General features: G+C 72.8%; 13 protein-coding genes. 3 read left to right on the top strand and 10 right to left on the bottom strand.

Going from position 1 to position 17780, the window contains the following annotated elements:
• Positions 1 to 46 precede the first annotated feature (46 nt).
• From BLU09_RS06680 to BLU09_RS06640, 9 genes are all read right to left on the bottom strand, one after another.
• Positions 47 to 1021 (bottom strand): fatty acid desaturase family protein, encoded by a 975-nt coding sequence (locus BLU09_RS06680; RefSeq protein WP_090487229.1) that lies wholly within the window; start codon positions 1019 to 1021, stop codon positions 47 to 49.
• Between the two features lie 57 nt (positions 1022 to 1078).
• Positions 1079 to 2125, bottom strand: coding sequence for a chemotaxis-specific protein-glutamate methyltransferase CheB (gene cheB / locus BLU09_RS06675; protein WP_090487226.1), 1047 nt, complete (start codon positions 2123 to 2125; stop codon positions 1079 to 1081).
• Entirely contained in the window at positions 2122 to 2943 is an 822-nt protein-coding gene (locus BLU09_RS06670) for a CheR family methyltransferase (RefSeq protein ID WP_090487223.1), read from the bottom strand. Before BLU09_RS06670 ends, cheB begins: the two co-directional genes overlap by 4 nt.
• A 9-nt stretch (positions 2944 to 2952) precedes the next feature.
• A complete protein-coding gene (locus BLU09_RS06665; protein WP_090487220.1) occupies positions 2953 to 5319 on the bottom strand; it encodes a HEAT repeat domain-containing protein in 2367 nt (788 codons plus the stop codon).
• Positions 5316 to 7868 carry a methyl-accepting chemotaxis protein gene (locus tag BLU09_RS06660; RefSeq protein WP_090487217.1) on the bottom strand — a complete coding sequence of 851 codons (2553 nt, stop codon included), beginning with the start codon at positions 7866 to 7868 and terminating at the stop codon, positions 5316 to 5318. The genes BLU09_RS06665 and BLU09_RS06660 overlap by 4 nt, the downstream gene beginning before the upstream one ends.
• On the bottom strand, positions 7849 to 8295 hold the full coding sequence (locus BLU09_RS06655; RefSeq protein WP_011556884.1) for a chemotaxis protein CheW: 447 nt from the start codon (positions 8293 to 8295) through the stop codon (positions 7849 to 7851). Before BLU09_RS06655 ends, BLU09_RS06660 begins: the two co-directional genes overlap by 20 nt.
• Positions 8292 to 10355 carry a chemotaxis protein CheA gene (locus BLU09_RS06650; protein WP_090487214.1) on the bottom strand — a complete coding sequence of 688 codons (2064 nt, stop codon included), beginning with the start codon at positions 10353 to 10355 and terminating at the stop codon, positions 8292 to 8294. Before BLU09_RS06650 ends, BLU09_RS06655 begins: the two co-directional genes overlap by 4 nt.
• Entirely contained in the window at positions 10352 to 10729 is a 378-nt protein-coding gene (locus BLU09_RS06645; protein WP_090487211.1) for a response regulator, read from the bottom strand. Before BLU09_RS06645 ends, BLU09_RS06650 begins: the two co-directional genes overlap by 4 nt.
• A 298-nt stretch (positions 10730 to 11027) precedes the next feature.
• Positions 11028 to 12995 carry an ATP-binding protein gene (locus tag BLU09_RS06640; protein ID WP_244171482.1) on the bottom strand — a complete coding sequence of 656 codons (1968 nt, stop codon included), beginning with the start codon at positions 12993 to 12995 and terminating at the stop codon, positions 11028 to 11030.
• Between the two features lie 582 nt (positions 12996 to 13577).
• Between BLU09_RS06640 and BLU09_RS06635 the strand changes: the two genes are divergently transcribed.
• The 3 genes from BLU09_RS06635 (at position 13578) to BLU09_RS06625 (ending at position 16507) form a co-directional block, all read left to right on the top strand.
• On the top strand, positions 13578 to 14027 hold the full coding sequence (locus BLU09_RS06635) for a Fur family transcriptional regulator (protein WP_011556888.1): 450 nt from the start codon (positions 13578 to 13580) through the stop codon (positions 14025 to 14027).
• A gap of 178 nt (positions 14028 to 14205) precedes the next feature.
• Positions 14206 to 14739, top strand: coding sequence for a hypothetical protein (locus tag BLU09_RS06630; protein WP_090487205.1), 534 nt, complete (start codon positions 14206 to 14208; stop codon positions 14737 to 14739).
• Positions 14696 to 16507 (top strand): hypothetical protein, encoded by a 1812-nt coding sequence (locus tag BLU09_RS06625; protein WP_090487202.1) that lies wholly within the window; start codon positions 14696 to 14698, stop codon positions 16505 to 16507. The genes BLU09_RS06630 and BLU09_RS06625 overlap by 44 nt, the downstream gene beginning before the upstream one ends.
• 59 nt (positions 16508 to 16566) lie before the next feature.
• Here BLU09_RS06625 and BLU09_RS06620 read toward each other — a convergent pair whose 3' ends face one another.
• Entirely contained in the window at positions 16567 to 17727 is a 1161-nt protein-coding gene (locus BLU09_RS06620) for a sensor histidine kinase (RefSeq protein ID WP_090487200.1), read from the bottom strand.
• Between the last annotated feature and the right edge of the window lie 53 nt (positions 17728 to 17780).

Raw genomic sequence — 17780 nt, 5'->3', positions numbered from 1 at the left:
CTCCGACTGGGGCCGCAGCCGGTGTCCACGGCGCCACGAAGGCGCGTCAGACGCGGGCGACGTTGACGCCCGAGTCGACGGCCTGCAGGTCGTCCCCGAAGCGCACGTCCAGCGCGACACCCGCGGGCGGCTCATAGGGCGCGCGCCCCACCTGCGCCGTGCCGAAGCGGGGCAGGAAGGGGGCCACCACGTACGAGCGGAAGCACCAGGCGAAGAAGCTCACCGGCTTGAGGGCCGGGTCCATGGCGGCCTCGATTTTCGCGTGCGCCTGGGGCAGCAGGCTCCAGTGCAGGCCCGGCGTCTCATGGTGCACGGCGTGGAGGCCGTTGTTGAAGAGGAAGAAGTTGATGAGGCGGCCGGTGAAGCTGCGGCTGTGGTCGTGCTCGCTCCAGGGGTCCGTGTGGACGTGCTGGATGTAGTTGAAGAACATGATGGTCCACAGCGAGAAGAGCGCCGGCACCAGGAAGGCGAACGCCCAGATGCGCGCGCCGCCGGCCACGCCGTGCATCACCATGGCCAGCCCCAGCAGCGCCGCGTGCGTGCCGCCCCAGACGGCGTACTGGGTGAGAATCTGGCGGTACAGCGGACGGTTGCGCTCGCGCGCCTTGTCGATGAACGCCTTCGTCGGCTCCTGCTGCCAGTACGTGGAGACGAAGGGGAAGAGGAAGGCCACCAGGAAGTTGTGCTTCTTCGAGTAGCGCCAGGTGATGGTGGCGTCGCCCGCCTTGTTCACGAACTTGTGGTGGTTGAGGTTGTGCGTCGGAATCCAGACAAAGGTGGGGTACCCGTAGAAGAGCGACAGCCACATGCCCATGGCCTCGTTCAGCTTCCGGTTGCGGAAGGTGGGGCAGTGGTTGTGGTTGTGCGCGATGACGCCTGCCGACAGCGCCAGGTAGCACGCCAGGGGGCAGAGATAGGGAATCCACCCGGGGGCCACGTACATCGACAGGGCCACCACGGGCATGGCCAGACACCACAGCATCGTCCGGCGGTCAGCGGCGTATCGGAGCATGCCGGCCATCCTGACCCAGCCGGCCCTCCGGAACCATCACCCACCCGTCTTTAGAAAGGTCGGCCTTCAGCGCACATGACGCCGCAGCAGCGCCAGCATGCCCTCCAGCGGAGCGCTGGCGGTGGCCAGCCCGGCTTCCTTCACGGCGCGCGGCATGCCGTACACCACGCAGGAGGACTCGCTCTCCGTGAGGACGGTGCCTCCGGCCTCGCGGATGGCCCGGGCGCCCGCGACGCCGTCGTCCCCCATGCCAGTGAGCACCAGGCCCACCACGTCCGAGCCCCAGCTTCGCGCGGCGCTTTCGAAGAGGACGTCCACGCTGGGGTGGTGCGCCGTGCGCAGCGGCTGCCGGTCCAGCCGAGCGAGCGTCACCGGCCCATGGCGCTCCAGCTTGAGGTGCTGCCCGGACCGCGCCAACACCACGCGGCCGGGCCGCAGCTCCAGCCCGTCCACCGCTTCGAACACCTCCAGCGCGCAGTGCGCGTTCAGGCGCCGGGCCACCGCCTCCGTGTAGCCCGTGGGGATGTGGAGCGCGAGCGCCAGCGGCGCGGGGAAGTCCACGGGCAGCTCGGACAGCAGGCGGGTGAGCGCCTGCGGGCCGCCGGTGGAGGTGCCCACCACCACCAGGCTCTTCGCGGCCGCGCGAGCCACTGGCGCGGAGGAGGCCTCCGGCGACGGCGCCGGCTCCGGCGGCGCGCGAGCCACCGCGCCCGCGGCCGTGCGGACCTTCGCCACCAGCTCGCCGCCCAGCTCATACAGCCGCTCGGTGGCGAGCGCGGTGGGCTTGTTCACCAGCTCCACCGCGCCGGCCTGGAGCGCGGCCACCGCCAGCTCGCTCTCCTCGCCCGCGCTGCTCACCACCACCACGCGGGGCGCGGCGGCGCTGGAGGCGAGCGCGCGCAGCACGCCCAGCCCGTCCAGGCCCGGCATCACCAGGTCCAGCGTGAGCACGTCCGGAGAAAGCTCGGCCACCTTCTCCAGCGCGTCCAGGCCGTCGCGCGCGACGCCCACCACCTCCAAACCCTCCGCGCTGGAGAGCACCTGCCGCAGCACCTTGCGGGCGAAGGCGGAGTCATCCACCACCAGCACGCGAATGGGAGACACCACCGTCATGGCCTTGCCTTGGTATAGAAGAAGGCGCCGCGCCGCTCCTCGCAGGCGAGCGCGGTGCCGAAGCGCATCAGGGACTCAGAGGTCCCCACCAGCAGGTGTCCCTCCGGAGCGAGCGCGCGCGTCAGGGACGACACCACGCGGCGCGCGGTGTCGTCCTGGAAGTAGATGAGGACGTTGCGGCAGAGGATGGCGTCGAAGGTGCCCAGCTGCGCCACCGCGCTGGCATCCACCAGGTTGACGCGCCGCCAGTCCACCGCGCGCACCAACTCCGGCCGGACGCGTGGGCGCCCCTCGCGCGTCTCCAGCCACCGGCCCTCCACGCCCGGAGGCAGCGCGCGCAGGGAGCGCAGGTTGTGCTCCCCGGTGCGGGCCCGCTCCAGCGCGCGGGCACTCAAGTCACTGGCCAGCAGCTCCACCTCGTCGAGCACGCCCAACTCCGCGAGCATCATCGCCAGCGTGAGGGGCTCCTCTCCGGTGGAGCAGGCCGCGCTCCACACGCGGGGCCGCCGTCCGGCGCGCACGGCGGGCACCAGCAGGTCCTCGGCCAGCACCCGCAGCGGCAGGGCCTCCCGGAAGAAATACGTCTCGTGGACCAGCAGCGAGTCCACCAGCGCGTCCAGCGCCTCGGAGCCCGCCGGGTCGTAGCGGAGGAAATAGTAGTAGTCGAGCAGCGAGTCGAAGCCCGCGTCCAGCGCGCGGGGCGCCACCTTGTCGGCGAGCAGCTCCCGGTCCTCGGGGGCGTAGTGCACCCCGGAGCGCTGCTCGATGAGCGCGGCCAGGATGGCGAACACCTGGGGAGACATGGGCAGTGAGAACATGGCGGGGCGTCAGCGGCTCAGCACCAGCCGGCAGGCCCTCCGGACCTCGGGGTCCTCGTCCTGATTGGAGGCGCGCTCCAGCGCCTCGCGTGCCTCCAACGTCCCCAATGCCGCCACCGCGGGCACCGCGGCGCGACGGCCCGCCGGACTGGCGGACACCAGGAGCTGCATCAGCGCGGCGCGCGCGTCCGCCCGTCGCATCCGGGCCAGTGCCGCCACCAGCAGCGGCGCCGTGACTTCGTCCGCCGCCTCCAGCGCGGCCAGCAGTCCCGGCAGCCGTCCCTCCAGGGGCAGCGCCAAGGCGCTCACCACCCGCTCGCGCAGCGTCATGTCCCCCAGCAGGGACACCAGGGCCTGCGTGGCCGGGACACCGGGGCGCGTGGCGATGAAGCCCACCGCGGCGCTGCGCACGCTGTCGTCGCCGTCACCCGCGGCATGCAGCAGCGCGGGCAGCGTCTCCGGCGCCTCGTATTCAGCCACCGCGGACAGCGCGACGAGCCGCGTGGCCGCGTCCTCCGACTTCGCCGCCTCCAGCAGCACGGGCAGCGCGTCCGGCCGCCGGCCCACGCCCAGCCCTAGCAGGGCGGCGCGCCGCACATCCGCGTCCGCGCTGGCCGCCGCGCGCTGGAGCGCCGACATCGCGCTCTCCGTGTGCATGTGCGCCAGCGCGTCCACCACCGCCACGCGCACCTGGCCCGCGGCGTCGTCCGCCAGCGCGACGATGGCGTCCGCGGCGGCTTCCTCGTTCAGCTTCCCCAGCGCCTGGCACGCGTAGTAGCGCACCCAGGGGTCGCGGTCGTTGAGGCCACGCAGCAGCGCGGAGGTGGTGCGCGCCTCCTTCTCCGTCTGTCCCAGCGCGCGCATGGCCGCCGCGCGCGTGCGCTCCGACTCGTGGCTGGCGGCCGTCAGCAGCGCGTCCACCGCGCGCGGGTCCTCGATGAAGGGCAGGCCGTAGATGGCCGCGTCGCGCAGGCGCTCATCCGGGTCCCGCATGGCCTGGAGCAGCACTTCCAGTCCCTTGGAATAGCCGAAGTAGGAGATGATGCGCAGCGCCGCGCGGCGCAGGCGCGCGTCGGGGGAGCGGGCCGCCTGCAACGCCAGCTTCTCCGTGGTGTCGCTGCCCAGGGACTGGATGGCCCCCACCGCGGCCTGCACCACGCGCAGGTCCTCGTCCACCAACCGCTCGAACAGGGCCGGCACCGCGGCCGGGCTGCCAATGCGGGACAACGTGTCCGCCGCCAGGGCGCGCACCGCCGCGTCCCGGTCCTCCAGGCACGACATGACGTCCGGCACCGCCGCGGACCTGCGGCCCACCAGCGGTAACAGCACGCGGCGCCGGAGGCTGTCGCCCTCGCGCAGCGCCTGGAGAATCTGGGTGTCCGCGTCCGCGCCCAGCTCCGACAGCGCGCCGGCCGCCGCGCGCGCCACCGACGGGTCCGGCCCGTCCAGGAGCTTCAGCAGCCCGAATGCGGCGTCCTGCCCACCCACCCAGCCCAGCAGGCGTGCGAGGGCCGTCTTCTCCGTCGTGTCCGCGCTCGGGACACACTGCGACAGCCGCCGTCCCAGCACCGCCGACTCCGGCCCCCGCACCGCGGTGTGCACGGTGCGCGAGCCACCGAAGCGCTGCACCTGGGCCTCGTGGATGTCCACCAGCGCCACCGCCGCCGCGCGCACCGACGCGTCATTGCCCTTGCGCAGCAGCCCCACCAGCGAGGGCACCGCGGCCTCCTGACCGGTGCGCCCCAGCGCCCGCGCCGCCTCCAGGGTGTAGAAGGGGTCGGGCAACAGGCCCAGCAGCGCGGGCACCACCACGGGGTCTCCACACCGGCCCAGCACGTCGATGGCGGGGAAGATGCGGAAGAAGTTCCCGCTGCCCAGCGCCGCCAGCAGCGCGTCCACCGCCGCGCCGCCGCCCACGCGGCCCAGCGCCTCGATGGCCGCCACCGCCACGTTGTCATCCGGGTGCACGGTGAGCCGGGACAAGAGCGGCACCGAGCGCCGGCTGCGGCGCCGGCCCAGCACCTGGGCGACGTCACAGACGATGGCGGGGTTGGCGTCCTCCCCCAGCGCCTCCAGCGTGCCTTCGACATCACCGGTGGAGGCCACCAACGCCTCCACGGCGGCCGCCAGTCGCGCCTCGCTGTCGCGGCGGTGGAGCAGCACGTCGCGCAGCGGCGCCACCGCGGGCGTCCCCAGCTTCGCCAGGGCGCCCACCACGGCGCGCCGCACCGCCCAGCTCTGGGCATCCAGCCCGCCCACCAGCAGCGCCAGGCTGGCGGCGCCGCGCTGGGCGAGCTGCTCCACCTCATCCACCTGGGAGCGGTCCTCCGCCGACAGCGTCAGCGGGTGCACCGACGTCGAGGATGCGGCCGTCATGCCCGCTGCTCCCGCGGCGAGGCCGCCGCGACCTCCGGGTTGTCCTTCGCGCCGCCCAGCGCGCCTCGCAGCCGGGCGAGGCTCTCCGACTGCGCGCCCTGCAGCCGCGTGAGGTGGGCCAGCCGGCCCGCCACCTCCTGCACCTCCGTGGCGGTGGTGGCCGTCGCGCGCGCCTGCTGCGCGGTGGCGGTGGTGATGTCCCGCGCCCGGAGGCGAATCTCCTCCACGTTCTTGGCCAGGCCCTCCATCACCGCCGTCGCCTCCGCGCTGGCGCGTGCCACCACGGCCACGCCCGTGGCCTGGCGGCTGGCGGAGGCCGTGAGCGCACCGAGCGCCTCCGTCTGCTCGTCCAGCGCGCGCGACGTCTGCCGCGCCACGCGCCGCACCTCGTCCGCCTCCCGCACCAGCCCGCTGAGCGCCTTCGACTGCTCCTCCGCGGCCCGCGTCACCGACGCGGCCAGCTTCGCCACCTGGCGGCTGGCCGTTTCACTCTGCTTGAGGGCGCGGGCCTGCTCCGTCATGCCGCGCGCGGACTGGGCCACCTGCTTGCGCGTCTCCTCCATGGCCCGCGTCACCTCCTGGGCGGCCGTGGCCTGCTCGGCCAGCCCCACCAGGGTGCGCTGGGTGGACGCCGCCGCCTCCTGCACCAACGTGCCCACCCCCGCCACGTCACGGCTCTGGGTGCTCACCACCCCGCTCACGCCCTGGACGAGCTGACGCATCTGGGAGGTGCCCTTGGCCAGGTCCGCCGCCGCCACCGCCTGCTCCTGCACGGCGCGCGACACCTTCTGTGTCGCCTCCGCGAGCTGACCGTTGGAGCGCACCACGTCGCGCAGCGCGCGCGCCTGCTCGGAGGTGGCCTGCATCGTCTGCCGCGACATGCGCCGCATCTCCGCGCCGCCCTGCGCCAGCGCCTGGGCGGCCTGCGCCTGCTCCGCCGCGGATATGGCGATGGCCCGTCCCTGCTCGCTCACCTTCGCGGTGCCCTGGACCAGCGCCTGCGTGGCCTGCACCTGCTCGCTGGAGGCGCGCGACACCTCGCGCACGTTGCTCCCCAGGTCCTCCACCCCCTTGAGGATGGTGGCCAGCGCGCGCTCGGCATCCCCTGCCAGCGCCGCACCCTCGTCCGCCGCCCGCACGCCTTCGCCCGAAGCGGTGGCCGCCTCGCGCGCCGTCGTCTGCAGGCCCCGGACGATTTTCGCCACGTCCGCGCTGGCCGCCGCCGCGCGGTCCGCCAGCGCGCGAATCTCCTCCGCCACCACCGCGAAGCCCCGGCCGTGCTCACCGGCGCGCGCCGCCTCGATACTGGCGTTGAGGGACAAGAGGTTCGTGCGGTCCGCGATGAGGTTGATGGTCTGCACGATGTCGCCAATCTCCTCGGCGCGCCGCCCCATCTCCTTCATCACCCCGGCCGACCCGACAATGGACTCGCGGATACGGCCAAAGCCGGCGATGGAGCGCGCCACCGTGGCGCCACCCTCCCGCGCGGTGCTCCCCACGCGCTCGGCGGTGGTGCGCGCCTCCTCCATCATCTGCGCCACCCGCCGCGTGGACGCCTCCAGTTGCGCGGAGGCCGTGGCGCTGCCAGCCGCCAGGGAATTGATTTGCTCGGAGGCCTTCGCCACCGTCTGCGCGGAGCGGGCGAGCTGCTCGATGGTGGCCGCGTTGGCCTCCACGGTCGCCGCGTTCTTCTCCGCCGTGGCGGCCACCTCCTCCACGCTGGCGGCCACCTCCTCCACGGAGGACGCGGTGCTGGCGGAGTGGGTCTCCAGCGTCCGGGCGTTCTCCGCCACGCCCTTCACGCTGCGCGCCAGCTCCTCCACCGTGGCCGCCGTGTCCTCCACGCTGGAGGCCATGGCCGTGGCGTCCCGGGACGCCTCGGCCAGGGAGCGGACCATTCCCGTCACCGCCTGCGTCACCTGCGCCACGCGCTCGCCCACCCCCTGCGAATCCGTGGACAGCCGGACAATGCCCTTGGCCATCTCCTCGGCGGTGGCGGCCACCTGCTCGGTGGCGGCGGCGCTGGCCTGGTTGCGCGCCACCAGGTCCGCCACGGTGGCGTTCATCTCCGTCATGGAGGCCAGCAGCTCCTCGCTGGAGGCGGCCAGCTCCTCCGCGTTGGCGCTCACGCCCTTCACCGAGCGCGACACCTCCTCCAGCGCCCCCGCCGTGGTGTCCGCCGAGGCAGCCAGGTGCGCGGCGTCCTTGCGCACGCCAGCCACCGAGGCGTTCACCTCCTGGAGGGTGCCCGCGGTGGCCTCGGCCTCCTGCACCTGGGCCCGCGCGGAGTCGCTCACCGTGCGCTGCGAGCGCACCAGCTCATGGACGGACTGGCCCGTCTCCTCCACGTGCGCGGCCACCGATTCGATGGCGGCGCGCACCTGCTCGGAGGCCGCGGCCTGCTCGTTGCCGCCGGCCGCCAGCCGCGTCGCGAGCCCCTCCACCGCCTGCACCAACCCCACGCTCTCCTGGACACTGCGCGCCGCGTCTTCGGCCAGGGTACGGGCCTCTTCCAGCGCCACCCCTGCGTTACCGCTGTCCGTCGCCATCCAACGTCTCCTCCCCGATGACCCGAGGGAAATCGATGAGCATCACCAGGCGCGGGCCCACCTGGGCCACGGCCTTCACGAAACCGCGCGCTCCCTCCACGACCAGCGGAGGGGGCGGCTTGAGCTGCTGGGGGTCCAGCTTCAGCACCTCGCGGGCGCTGTCCACCACGAGCCCCACGACCCGGCTGCCGAGCTGCGCCACCACCACCCGGGAGTCGAGCGTGCGCTCCACCGGCGGCAGGCCAAAGCGCAGGCGGGCATCCACCACCGGGATGACGCGTCCCCGCACCTGCACCAACCCGGCGACGTGCGGCGCGGCGCCCGGTACGGGCGTGGCCCCCGTGAAGGACTCCATCTGGAGCACGTCCGCCGCGGGCAGCACGTACTCGGCTCCGTCTACCTTGAACACGACATGCAGCACGCTCATGCGAGGCGCCCCTCTTCCCGGACGGAAGCCCTGCGTCGGTGCGGCGCGCCGCCACCTCGCGCCAGCCCGAGCGCGGCCAGGTCCAGCACCAGCGTGGGCCGCCCATCCCCCAGGTCCGTGGCGCCCACCACGCCGGGCACGCGCACCAAGGGGTCCTCCAGCGGACGCAGGACGATTTCCTGCTGTCCCACCAGCCGCTCCACACCGAACGCGACCAGCTCACCGCGCTGGCGCACGAGCAGCGCCTTGGCCACCGCACCTCCGCGGCCGTCCGCTTCCCCGCGCCCCAGCAGCCGGGCCAGCCCCATCAGCGGCACCGAGCTCCCCCGGCGCTCCAGCAGGGCCACGCCCCCCGCGCCGGCGGGCCATACCAGCCGCGCGGCGTCCACCTCGACGAGCTCCTCCACGGAGCCCACCGCCACGGCGTAGCGAAGCCCGGCGCACTCGAAGACGAGCGCGTCCAGCAGCGTAATCGTGAGCGGCACGCGGAGCCGGAAGGTGGTGCCGGCGCCGGGCCGCGTCTCCATCCCCAGCTCGCCACCCAGCTGGTCCACGATGATGCGTTGGACGATGTCCATGCCCATGCCCCGCCCGCTGGTCGCGTTGGCGGCATCCCGGGTGGAGAAGCCGGGCCGGCAGAGCACCTCCAGCAGCGCGTCCGGCGTGGGAGGCACGGGCACGCCCGCGCGCGCGGCCACCGCCCGCGCATCCACGCCGCGCCCGTCATCCGCCACGGTGAGGTCCAGCAGCCCACCCGCCCGGCCATGGCTGGCCACGCGCACCACGCCTTCCTCCGGCTTGCCCGCGGCGCGGCGCGCTTCCGGCGACTCCAGCGCATGGTCCACCGCGTTGCGCACCAGGTGCACCAGCGCGGGCAGCAGCCGGTCCGCCACGGCCTTGTCCAGCTCCGCGTCCCCCACGTCCAGCTCCAGCCGCACCGACTTGCCCGTGCTGCGGCGCAGGCCGCGCACCAGCAGCGGCAGCCGCTCCAGCACATCCCCCACCCGCACCATGCGCAGGCGGAGGATGGCCGTGCGCATGTCGCGAAGCTGGCGTGCGTTCTCCTGGAGGATGGCCTGCAGCTCGCGCGTGGGTGCGCCGGCCGCCGTCAGCGCCGCCACCGCGCGGGTCAGCCGCGAACGGTTGACCACGAGCGCCGCCAACCGCTCCAGCGCCTCGTCCAGGCGCGACACGTCCACCCGCAGGGAGCCGCCACCACGCCGCGCCTCCTCGGGCTCCTCGTCCGCCAGTGCCGAATCGGGCAAGGGCGCCAGGGCGGGTGTCCGGGGGGCGACGACGGCCAGCGGGCGCACCGACGCGGGCGGGCCCCCCGCGGCCTCCAGCAGCGCGGCGTCGGAGGCCTCGGTGAGCAGCAGCAGCACGAAGGTGAGCGCCCCACCGCCCGCGGCGGGCCCCGACAGGGGCAGCACCTTCACCGTCTCGCCCAGCGGGGCCACGCGCTCGCGCACGCTGTTGATGGTGATGCCGTTGGCGGCGCGGTCCGCGCCGGGGATGAAGTCCAGCCGCACCGCGCGGCGGCCATCCGTGGCGCCCGTGGTGAGCTGCTCCCGCTCCGCCGCGGAGAGCCGGGAGGCCACCGCCTCCTCCAGCGCCAGCGCGGCGGGCGCGGCCTTCGCGGCGCTCCCGTCCGGAGCGCCTTCGGCATCCAGGGCCTCCAGCCGAGCCAGCAGGCCCGGGGGCACCGGCGCGGCCTGCTTGCCCGCGGCGAGCTGGCGGACGCGCTGCTCGATTTCGCGCAGCCCCTCCATCAGCGGCTCCACACTGGCCTCGGGCACGCGCCCCCCCGCCCGGTCGGCGTGGCGCAGGCACGTCTCCATCCAATGGGCGATGTCGACGATGGGCTCCACATCCACCATGGCCGACAAGCCCTTGATGGTGTGCACGGCGCGGAAGAGCTCGCGCACGGCGCGCGGGTGCGGCAGCCCCCGCCGGATGCTGGCCTCCATGGCCAGCAACTGGCGGTGCCCCATCCCCAGCAACTCCTCCGCCTCCGCCAGATAGGCGGGAAGGAAGTCCGCGAGGTCCACGGGCGCGCTCAAGCGCGCCTCCCCTCCAGCAGCCCACGCACCTCCGACAGGATGGCGTCCGGCGTGAAGGGCTTCGTCATGAAACGGCTGGCCCCCGCCGCCAACGCCCGCGTCCGCGAGGCCTCGTCCCCACGCGTGGTGACGATGATGATGGGCAGCTCGCGCAGGCGGTCCTGCCCACGCACGAACTCCACCACCTCGATGCCGCCGATGTCCGGCATGTTCAGGTCCAGCACCAGCAAGTCATACGGCTGGAGCGACAGCCGCTCGATGGCCTCCAAGCCACTGGAAGCATGGGTGAAGGTGAGGCCCGGATAGGGCCGCAGGCACGCGACCACCATGTCGCGCATCACTTTGCTGTCATCAACGACGAGCACATCGGCCATGGCGTCCCCTGGAAACGGCCACCGAACCTAGAGCGATTCCGCGAAGTTGAAAGACATTGCCGGACATGGGGCCGTTACAGCGCACACTGGCAGACAGTCCCCAGCAGCGCCGTGCCCCACCTGGGACCGCCGGTATCAGTCCCAACGCGCCTGCGGTGTGGACGCCGCCGGCCTGGGCGCCCTCACCTCGCGTGAGGGGGGACACCTGGAGGCCCGGGGCACGGCCGGGCGCGACGGACTGGGGCCCCCCTTCCACGCTGTCGCCTGCCTGACCTGTCACTCAGCGACAGAGACGCCGTCAGTCCCTCACCGCGGGAGGGCCCTCGCGCGGCAGACGGACGCGGAACGTGGCGCCCTCTCCGGGGGTGCTGTCCACGGACACGCCGCCCCCATGCGCCTCCACGATGCGGCGCAGCCGGTACAGGCCCAGGCCCAACCCGCCGTAGTGCCGCACCGGCACGGCGCGCTCGAAGCGGCGGAAGAGGCTCTCCAGCCGCCCGGGCGCGATGCCGATGCCATGGTCCTTCACCATCAGCGTCGCCACGTCCCGCCCGGACTCCAGCGCCACCTCCACCGGCTTGCCCGGCCCGAACTTCATCGCGTTGGACAACAGGTGCGTCATCACCTGGGACAGGCGCGCCGCGTCCCACCGTCCCGGCGTGGGCTCCAGCGGACTGAGCACCAGCAGACAGCCCGCGCGCGCCGCCGCATCCTCCGAACGGGACACCGCCTCGCGCACCACCAGCGCCAGGTCCACGTCCTCCAGGTGCAGCCGGGGCGCGCCGCCCTGGAGCTGCGACACGTCCAGCAGCGACTCCACCAGGTCCGACAGGCGCTGCACCTGCCGGTCCGCCGCATCCAGCGCGCGCTCCAACCGCTCCGTCCCGCTGCTCAGGCCCGAGCGCAGCACGCCCTGGGCGCCCTGCACGCGCAGCCGCAACGCCGCCAGCGGGGTGCGCAGCTCGTGGGCCGCGACGCTGAGGAAGTCATCGCGCGCGCGCACCGCCTCCTGCGTCTCACGGTAGAGGCGCAGCTGCTCCGTCACGTCGCCAATGATGCCGGCCATCCGCACCGGGCGGCCCTGCGCGTCCCGCAGCGCGCGGCCACGGCTCACGCACGAGCGCCAGGTGCCGGTGACGTGCCGCAGCCGCAGGGACACGTCATAGGGCGCGCCCCGCTCCAGGTGCGCGGACAGCGCGGCCATGACGTCCGGCCGGTCCTCCGGGTGAATCAGCTCCAGGAAGGCGGAGAACGTCCCGCCGAAGTCCCCCGGCCCCAGCCCCAGCATGTCCAGCAGCGGCGGACTCCAGTAGAAGGCCTGGCCGCGCAAGTCCCAGTCCCAGATGCCGTCGTAGGAGCCGCTCACCACCAGGCGGTAGCGCGCCTCGCTCTCCCGGGCGGTGCGCTCGGCCTGCTCCAGCAGCCCCACCCGCCGCTCCAGCTGGCGCACCATCCGGTACAGGTGGTCCTCGGTGCTCAGGTCCGCGGGGGGCGACGTGTGGGCAGGCCCGCCGGCGCGCAGCTCACGCAGCAGCGCGCCCACCAGTTCGTCGCCCTCCTGCGTCCTGCGCACGAAGCCGTTGGCCCCCACGTTGTGGGCCATGCGCAAGTCCAGCTCGTCGGGCGCGATGGTGTGCGTGAGGATGACGGGCACCCGGGCCAGCCTGGGGTCCTGCCGGAAGCCCAGGCACAGCTTGAAGCCGTCCATGCCCGGCATCAGCACGTCCGCCAGCACCACGTCCGGACCGCGGCGCCGCGCCAGGTCCAGCGCCGTGGCGCCATCCGCCGCCAGCACCACGTCGAAACGGAAGGGCGCCAGGTGCAGCTGCGCCAGCTTGCGGGAGACCGGGTCGTCATCCGCCACCAGCACGCGCGGACGCCGTGCCTCCGGCCCCCCGGCCGCCTCCAGCGGGAAGGCCTGCCGCGCCCCTTCCACCAGCGCCCCCAGCGACAGGGGCCGGCTCAGGTAGCGCTCCACCGGCAGGTCGAGCGGGCGCAGCGCCTCCCGCTCTGCGGGGAAGGCGCTGATTTGCAACAGGGCGCCCGCCAGCGACAGCGCGCTCCGCAGCGACTCCAGGTGCGTCCCATCCGATATCAGCAGGCCGGCCGCCGCCACCACCACCTGCACCGACTGCGTCTGCAGCAGCGTCAGCGCGCCCGGAACGTCCGCGGAAGCCCAGACCCGCCAGCCCTGACTTTCCAGGGCAAGCACCTGGAGCTCCCGGGAGGCACCGGCGTCTTCGATGAGCAGGAGGGAGGGCGTCATCACGACGAATCGAAGGCGAGCGTGCGGCCAGGGCGTCCGGACACCCCAGATGAAGGAAAGAGGCGCAGTCTGGGCACCGGACGCAGCGAGTCAAGCAGTCCGGCGGCAAGTGTTCTCCGGTGCAAATGACCGCTCGTCGGTCGCCGGCCCTCGGCTCCTCCCTCCAGAAACGCACTTGCGTGGCGGATGCATCCACGGCGGCAGCGGTATCCCGCCAACAGTCGCATCCGGGCAGGCAGGGGCCACCTGTGGCCAGCCCGCCCTCCCCGAGGTCTTTCCCAGTGACATGCCGCGCGGCTTCCGGAGCTCCAGCTTCCCGCACCCTCCCCGCCGTCGGGTGACGCCAGACACGCCAGCCACCAGGCACCGGGGGCGGGACCTTCAACTCACGGTTCGCCCAAGCACGGCGGCAACGAAGATTCTTCTGCATCCAGATTGCATTGGAAGCAGATACAACACCGGGTGCATGCGCGAGGAGTCGGGGGCGACCCGCTGGGATGCATGACGCGGAGCGTGAGGACTCAACGCTCCAGGTCTCAGCAGGGTGAAAGTGGCCGTCAAATCGGTTATCGAAAGGGCATCATGGGAGCAAAGAGAAGTGCCGTGCAGCCGAAGCTCACTGAGTTCCAGGACCGGATTCGTTCCGCGGGCTTGCGCAGCACCGCGCCCCGTGTGGCGGTGTTGCGGGAGCTGGAGGACGCCACGTCCCCGATGAGCCACGCCGACCTGGTGGACGCGCTGGGTGACGAGGGCTACGACCGGGTGACCATCTACCGCAACCTGACGGACCTCACCGAGGCCGGGCTCGTGGTGCGGGCGGACCTGGGCGACCACGTCTGGCGCTTCGAACTGAAGCGCGCGGGCGGGGGGCACAGCGGCAGCCACCCGCACTTCACCTGCACCGACTGCGGCACCGTGGCCTGCCTCCCGGAGGAGTCGGTCCGCATCGCGTCCTCGAAGGGCGTGCCCCGCGCGGTGTCCCAGCGCTCGGTGGAAGTGCAGCTTCGCGGTCTCTGCGACGGCTGCAACTGAGTGACGCTCAACGCGGTGAAGCGGCTCAGTCGGCTGCCCGACTGAGCGTGGGCGCCTGCCCGGCTGCCCTGCGGCCAGGGGCGCCGCTGGGGCACTCGGCCTGGATTGGCGAGAGCAGGAAGCGGCCCCACCCTTGCTCCCAGCAGTCGGTCCAACCGACCTGAACCCAGGGAGAGGGATGATGAAGAAGCTCATCACCGCAGTCGCATTGTGCGTGGGAAGCGCCGCGTTCGCGCAGCAGCAGCCGTCGCAAACGCAGGTACCCCGCCCCGGTACGGAGAAGAGCACCGGCGTGGACGCCACCGAAGTGGGGCCCGCTATCGGCAAGGCCGCCAAGGACGTGACGGGCGTCCAGACGGAGGATGAAGGCACCTTCAAGATGGACAAGGCCATGAGCCTGCAAGGCACCCTCAAGGATGCCACCGCGGACGGCGTGAGCCTGTCCCGCCCGGGCCTGCCCGACGCGGACCTGGACGTGCGTGACAAGACGGTGCTGATGCTGGACGGCAAGAAGGTCGCCAAGACGGATGAGATTCCGGAAGGCGCCTCGGTGCGCGCGAAGTTCCAGTTGGAGGGCGATGAGGTCGTCGCGCTGGAGCTGCGCGCCACCAGCCCCAAGGGCACCAAGAAGAAGCAGCCGGGCACCGGCGGTGCGGGCACGCAGCCGCATGAGTCCGTCGACAAGGAGCTCGACGGCACGCCGACGCGGTAGTCCTGGCGACACGCGCATCGTGCCTCGGAACGGGCCCGCTTCCACACTGGAGGCGGGCCCGTTCGTTTTTCGTCACCGCGAGGCCCTCTTCTTCTCCAGACAGGGAAGCGTTTTGCCCACACTGACCCTGTTTCCCGGGCGGCCAGGCGTCCAAGGCCCGGTATGCGAATTGCTGTGCGTCCCGCAGGAGGAGGAAGCGGTGAATCGACGACTGTGGGGCGGGTGTCTCGGGGCAGTGGTGATGACGGCATGGGCATGCGGTGGCTCGAACGAGCCCACGTCCCCCACGACGGGCAACGATATCGACAACATTCCACCGGTGACGCGGCCAGAGCCCGACGCCGGCACGCAGCCAGACGCGGGGACGGAGCCGGACGCGGGGACGGAGCCGGACGCGGGGACGGAGCCAGACGCGGGCTCGGAGCCCGACGGGGGCTCGGAGCCACAGCCGGACGCGGGCAGCGGGCCTGTAGAAGGACCGTGGCCGACGGACGCGGTGACGAACTACTCGTCTCGCTACAACATCTCCCGGGTGCAGGCGGTGGGCGTGGATGCCGCGCACAACATCTGGCTGCTGGATGGCGACCGGATTGGCGTGCTGCGCGCGGACTCGCGGCAGGTCGTCTGGACACGCTCGCCCATTGGCCAGGCCCAGGGCGGCTTCGGTCCGGACCGGGCGGCCACCGGCTCCACTGTCATCTGTGGTGGCAGCGCGGGCCGCGCCTACGTGGGCTACGCCACGACCGACCTGCGCGCGGACCCGGACTTCCCGGGCCTGCAACCCAACTACATCGTCAGCCCCAACGAGTGCTACCAGCCCGACCCGGCGCAGCCGTGCTTCCCGTACAGCCACCGCCGGCTCCAGTACTACAGGCAGGGTGACGTGGACGTGGTGCGCCTGGACGGCAGCGGGCAGATTGTCCTCGAGGAGCACCTGCACCAGTCGGTGCGCAACACGACGGACGCGAACGGCAATCCCCGCGTGCAGACAGGCCCGCGCCGGCTGGATGACGTGCACAACCTGGGCATCCGCAACAGCAACGACCACCACTTCGACGAGGACCGCAGCATCCTGAGCTGCGTGACGGTGATGCACGGCCGTGACGAGGGCGACGTCTACGTGGGCTCCAACCACGGCGTCACTCGCATCCGCGGCCTGGAGTACAGCTCCCACCGGCACCCGGTGTGGCTCAACGAGAAGGGCAGCCAGATGGCGGGCTACACCTACGGGCTCGGCATCGCGCAGGACGGGGACGTCCTCATCGCCAACGAGTGGATGTTCGGCATCGTCACGCCGACGCCCCGCCACGGCGACTGGGACAACATGGACAAGCGCGTCAACCTGATGAAGGTGGAGTCCTCCTACCTGCCCCAGCTCAACAGCATCAGCGAGTTCGACAGCTGGCGCGGCTTCCAGCAGACGACCGACGGCCGCTACTACCTGGGCAGCAAGGACCACGGCCTGTGGGAGATGACGATTACGTGGGCCTCCAATCAGGCCCAGACGGGCACCCGGCTGACCGGCGCCAACGCGGAGCAGAACGCCGCGCTCCAGAACATCAACGCGCTGGCGGCCACGGGTGACGGCTCGCTCTACATCGGCACGGACCGCTCGGGCCTGTGGCGCCTCACGCCGCTGAAGACGCTGGAGAAGGTGGCGGACGTGAGCGGCTCCCGGGTGCGGCAGCTCATCTACGACCCGCGGGTGACGCCGGCCGCGCTGTACGTCCTCACCGACAAGGGCCTGACGGTCCTCCGCGGCAACTGAAGCGCGGGCAAGCCCCCGGGGTGCCACGCACGGGCGCCCCGAGGGTTCGCGTCTTGAAGCTACCGCGCGCCCGCGGCGGCCTTGGTGGGCACCGGGGGCCGCGTGGGCAGGCGGAGGATGAACGTGGAGCCTTTTCCCTGCGCGGAGCGCACGGTGATGCTGCCGCCCATGGCCTCCACGATTTGACGGGTGATGTAGAGGCCCAGGCCCAGACCGCCGTAGTGCCGCTCCGACACCGCGCGCTCGAACTTGCCGAACAGGCGCGCCATGCCGTCCTCGGAGATGCCGATGCCCTGGTCCTTCACGGCGAGCACCGCCGTGGGGCCCTCGCTGGCCAGCGACACCTCCACCGGCTGACCTCCGCCGTACTTCACGGCGTTGGAGAGCAGGTTCACCAGCACCTGCTCCAGGCGCAGCGAATCCCATTCGCCCAGCAGGGGGCCGTCCACGTGCAGCGACAACGTGCTGCCGGCGCGGTTGAACTCCTCGGAGAAGGCCTCCGCCATCTGCCGCACCATCTGCGCCAGGTCCAGTTCCCGGGGCTCCAGCGACAGCCGGCCCGCGGCCAGCCGCGACACGTCCAGCAGCGTGTTGACCAGCCCCACCAGCCGCGACAACTGGCGGTCCAGCACGCGGGCCCTGGGCGCCAGCTCCGCGGGCGGCTCCTGGTTCGAGCCGCCTACCTGGCGCAGCAGCAGCTGCAGGTGCAGGCGCAGGCTGGTGAGGGGCGTGCGCAGCTCGTGGGCCGCCACGCTGAGGAACTCATCCCGGGCGCGCACGGCCTCCTGCGTCTCGCGCAGCGCCTGCTCGCGCACCGAGCGCTCCCGGGCCGCGCCCGCGTCGCGCTGGGCCTCCACGCGGCGGCGCTCCGTCATGTCCTCCACGTAGATGCACGCGGCGACGATGGCGCCATCGCGGCGCACGGGGTGGTAGCTGGCGCGGTAGACGCGGGTGCGCTCGCCGTGGGCGCCCGACTCGCGGTGGATGATTTCCACGCCCTCCAGCGCCACCCCCGTCTCCAGCACGCGGCGGACGCGGCGCACCACGTCGGCCGCGGAGGGCTCGGCGCGCAGCACCTCCACCATGGGCTGGCCCAGGTGGGCTTCGCGCGACACGCCATGCATGGCGGCCATGGCGTCGCTCACCTCGACGAAGCGCAGCTCGCGGTCGATGATGGCCATGCCCAGCGGCACCGTGGCCATGAGCTCGGCCAGCTCCACCGGCCGCGAACCGCCGCCGGAGGGGGGCGCGGCGCTTCCTCCACCTTCTGGCG

The organism is Myxococcus virescens, from assembly GCF_900101905.1.
Taxonomy (GTDB): domain Bacteria; phylum Myxococcota; class Myxococcia; order Myxococcales; family Myxococcaceae; genus Myxococcus; species Myxococcus virescens.
The sequence above is the reverse complement of the archived record's forward strand: the minus strand, read 5'-3'. Positions and strand labels throughout refer to the sequence as shown.

Bases quoted from the DNA above. Each gene is read 5' to 3' on its own strand.
- BLU09_RS06670 (WP_090487223.1), bottom strand. From the start codon at position 2,943: ATGTTCTCACTGCCCATGTCTCCCCAGGTGTTCGCCATCCTGGCCGCG.
- cheB (WP_090487226.1), bottom strand. From the start codon at position 2,125: ATGACGGTGGTGTCTCCCATTCGCGTGCTGGTGGTGGATGACTCCGCC.
- BLU09_RS06640 (WP_244171482.1), bottom strand. From the start codon at position 12,995: ATGACGCCCTCCCTCCTGCTCATCGAAGACGCCGGTGCCTCCCGGGAG.
- BLU09_RS06660 (WP_090487217.1), bottom strand. From the start codon at position 7,868: ATGGCGACGGACAGCGGTAACGCAGGGGTGGCGCTGGAAGAGGCCCGT.
- BLU09_RS06680 (WP_090487229.1), bottom strand. From the start codon at position 1,021: ATGGCCGGCATGCTCCGATACGCCGCTGACCGCCGGACGATGCTGTGG.
- BLU09_RS06625 (WP_090487202.1), top strand. From the start codon at position 14,696: ATGAGTCCGTCGACAAGGAGCTCGACGGCACGCCGACGCGGTAGTCCT.
- BLU09_RS06645 (WP_090487211.1), bottom strand. From the start codon at position 10,729: ATGGCCGATGTGCTCGTCGTTGATGACAGCAAAGTGATGCGCGACATG.
- BLU09_RS06635 (WP_011556888.1), top strand. From the start codon at position 13,578: ATGGGAGCAAAGAGAAGTGCCGTGCAGCCGAAGCTCACTGAGTTCCAG.
- BLU09_RS06630 (WP_090487205.1), top strand. From the start codon at position 14,206: ATGATGAAGAAGCTCATCACCGCAGTCGCATTGTGCGTGGGAAGCGCC.
- BLU09_RS06665 (WP_090487220.1), bottom strand. From the start codon at position 5,319: ATGACGGCCGCATCCTCGACGTCGGTGCACCCGCTGACGCTGTCGGCG.
- BLU09_RS06655 (WP_011556884.1), bottom strand. From the start codon at position 8,295: ATGAGCGTGCTGCATGTCGTGTTCAAGGTAGACGGAGCCGAGTACGTG.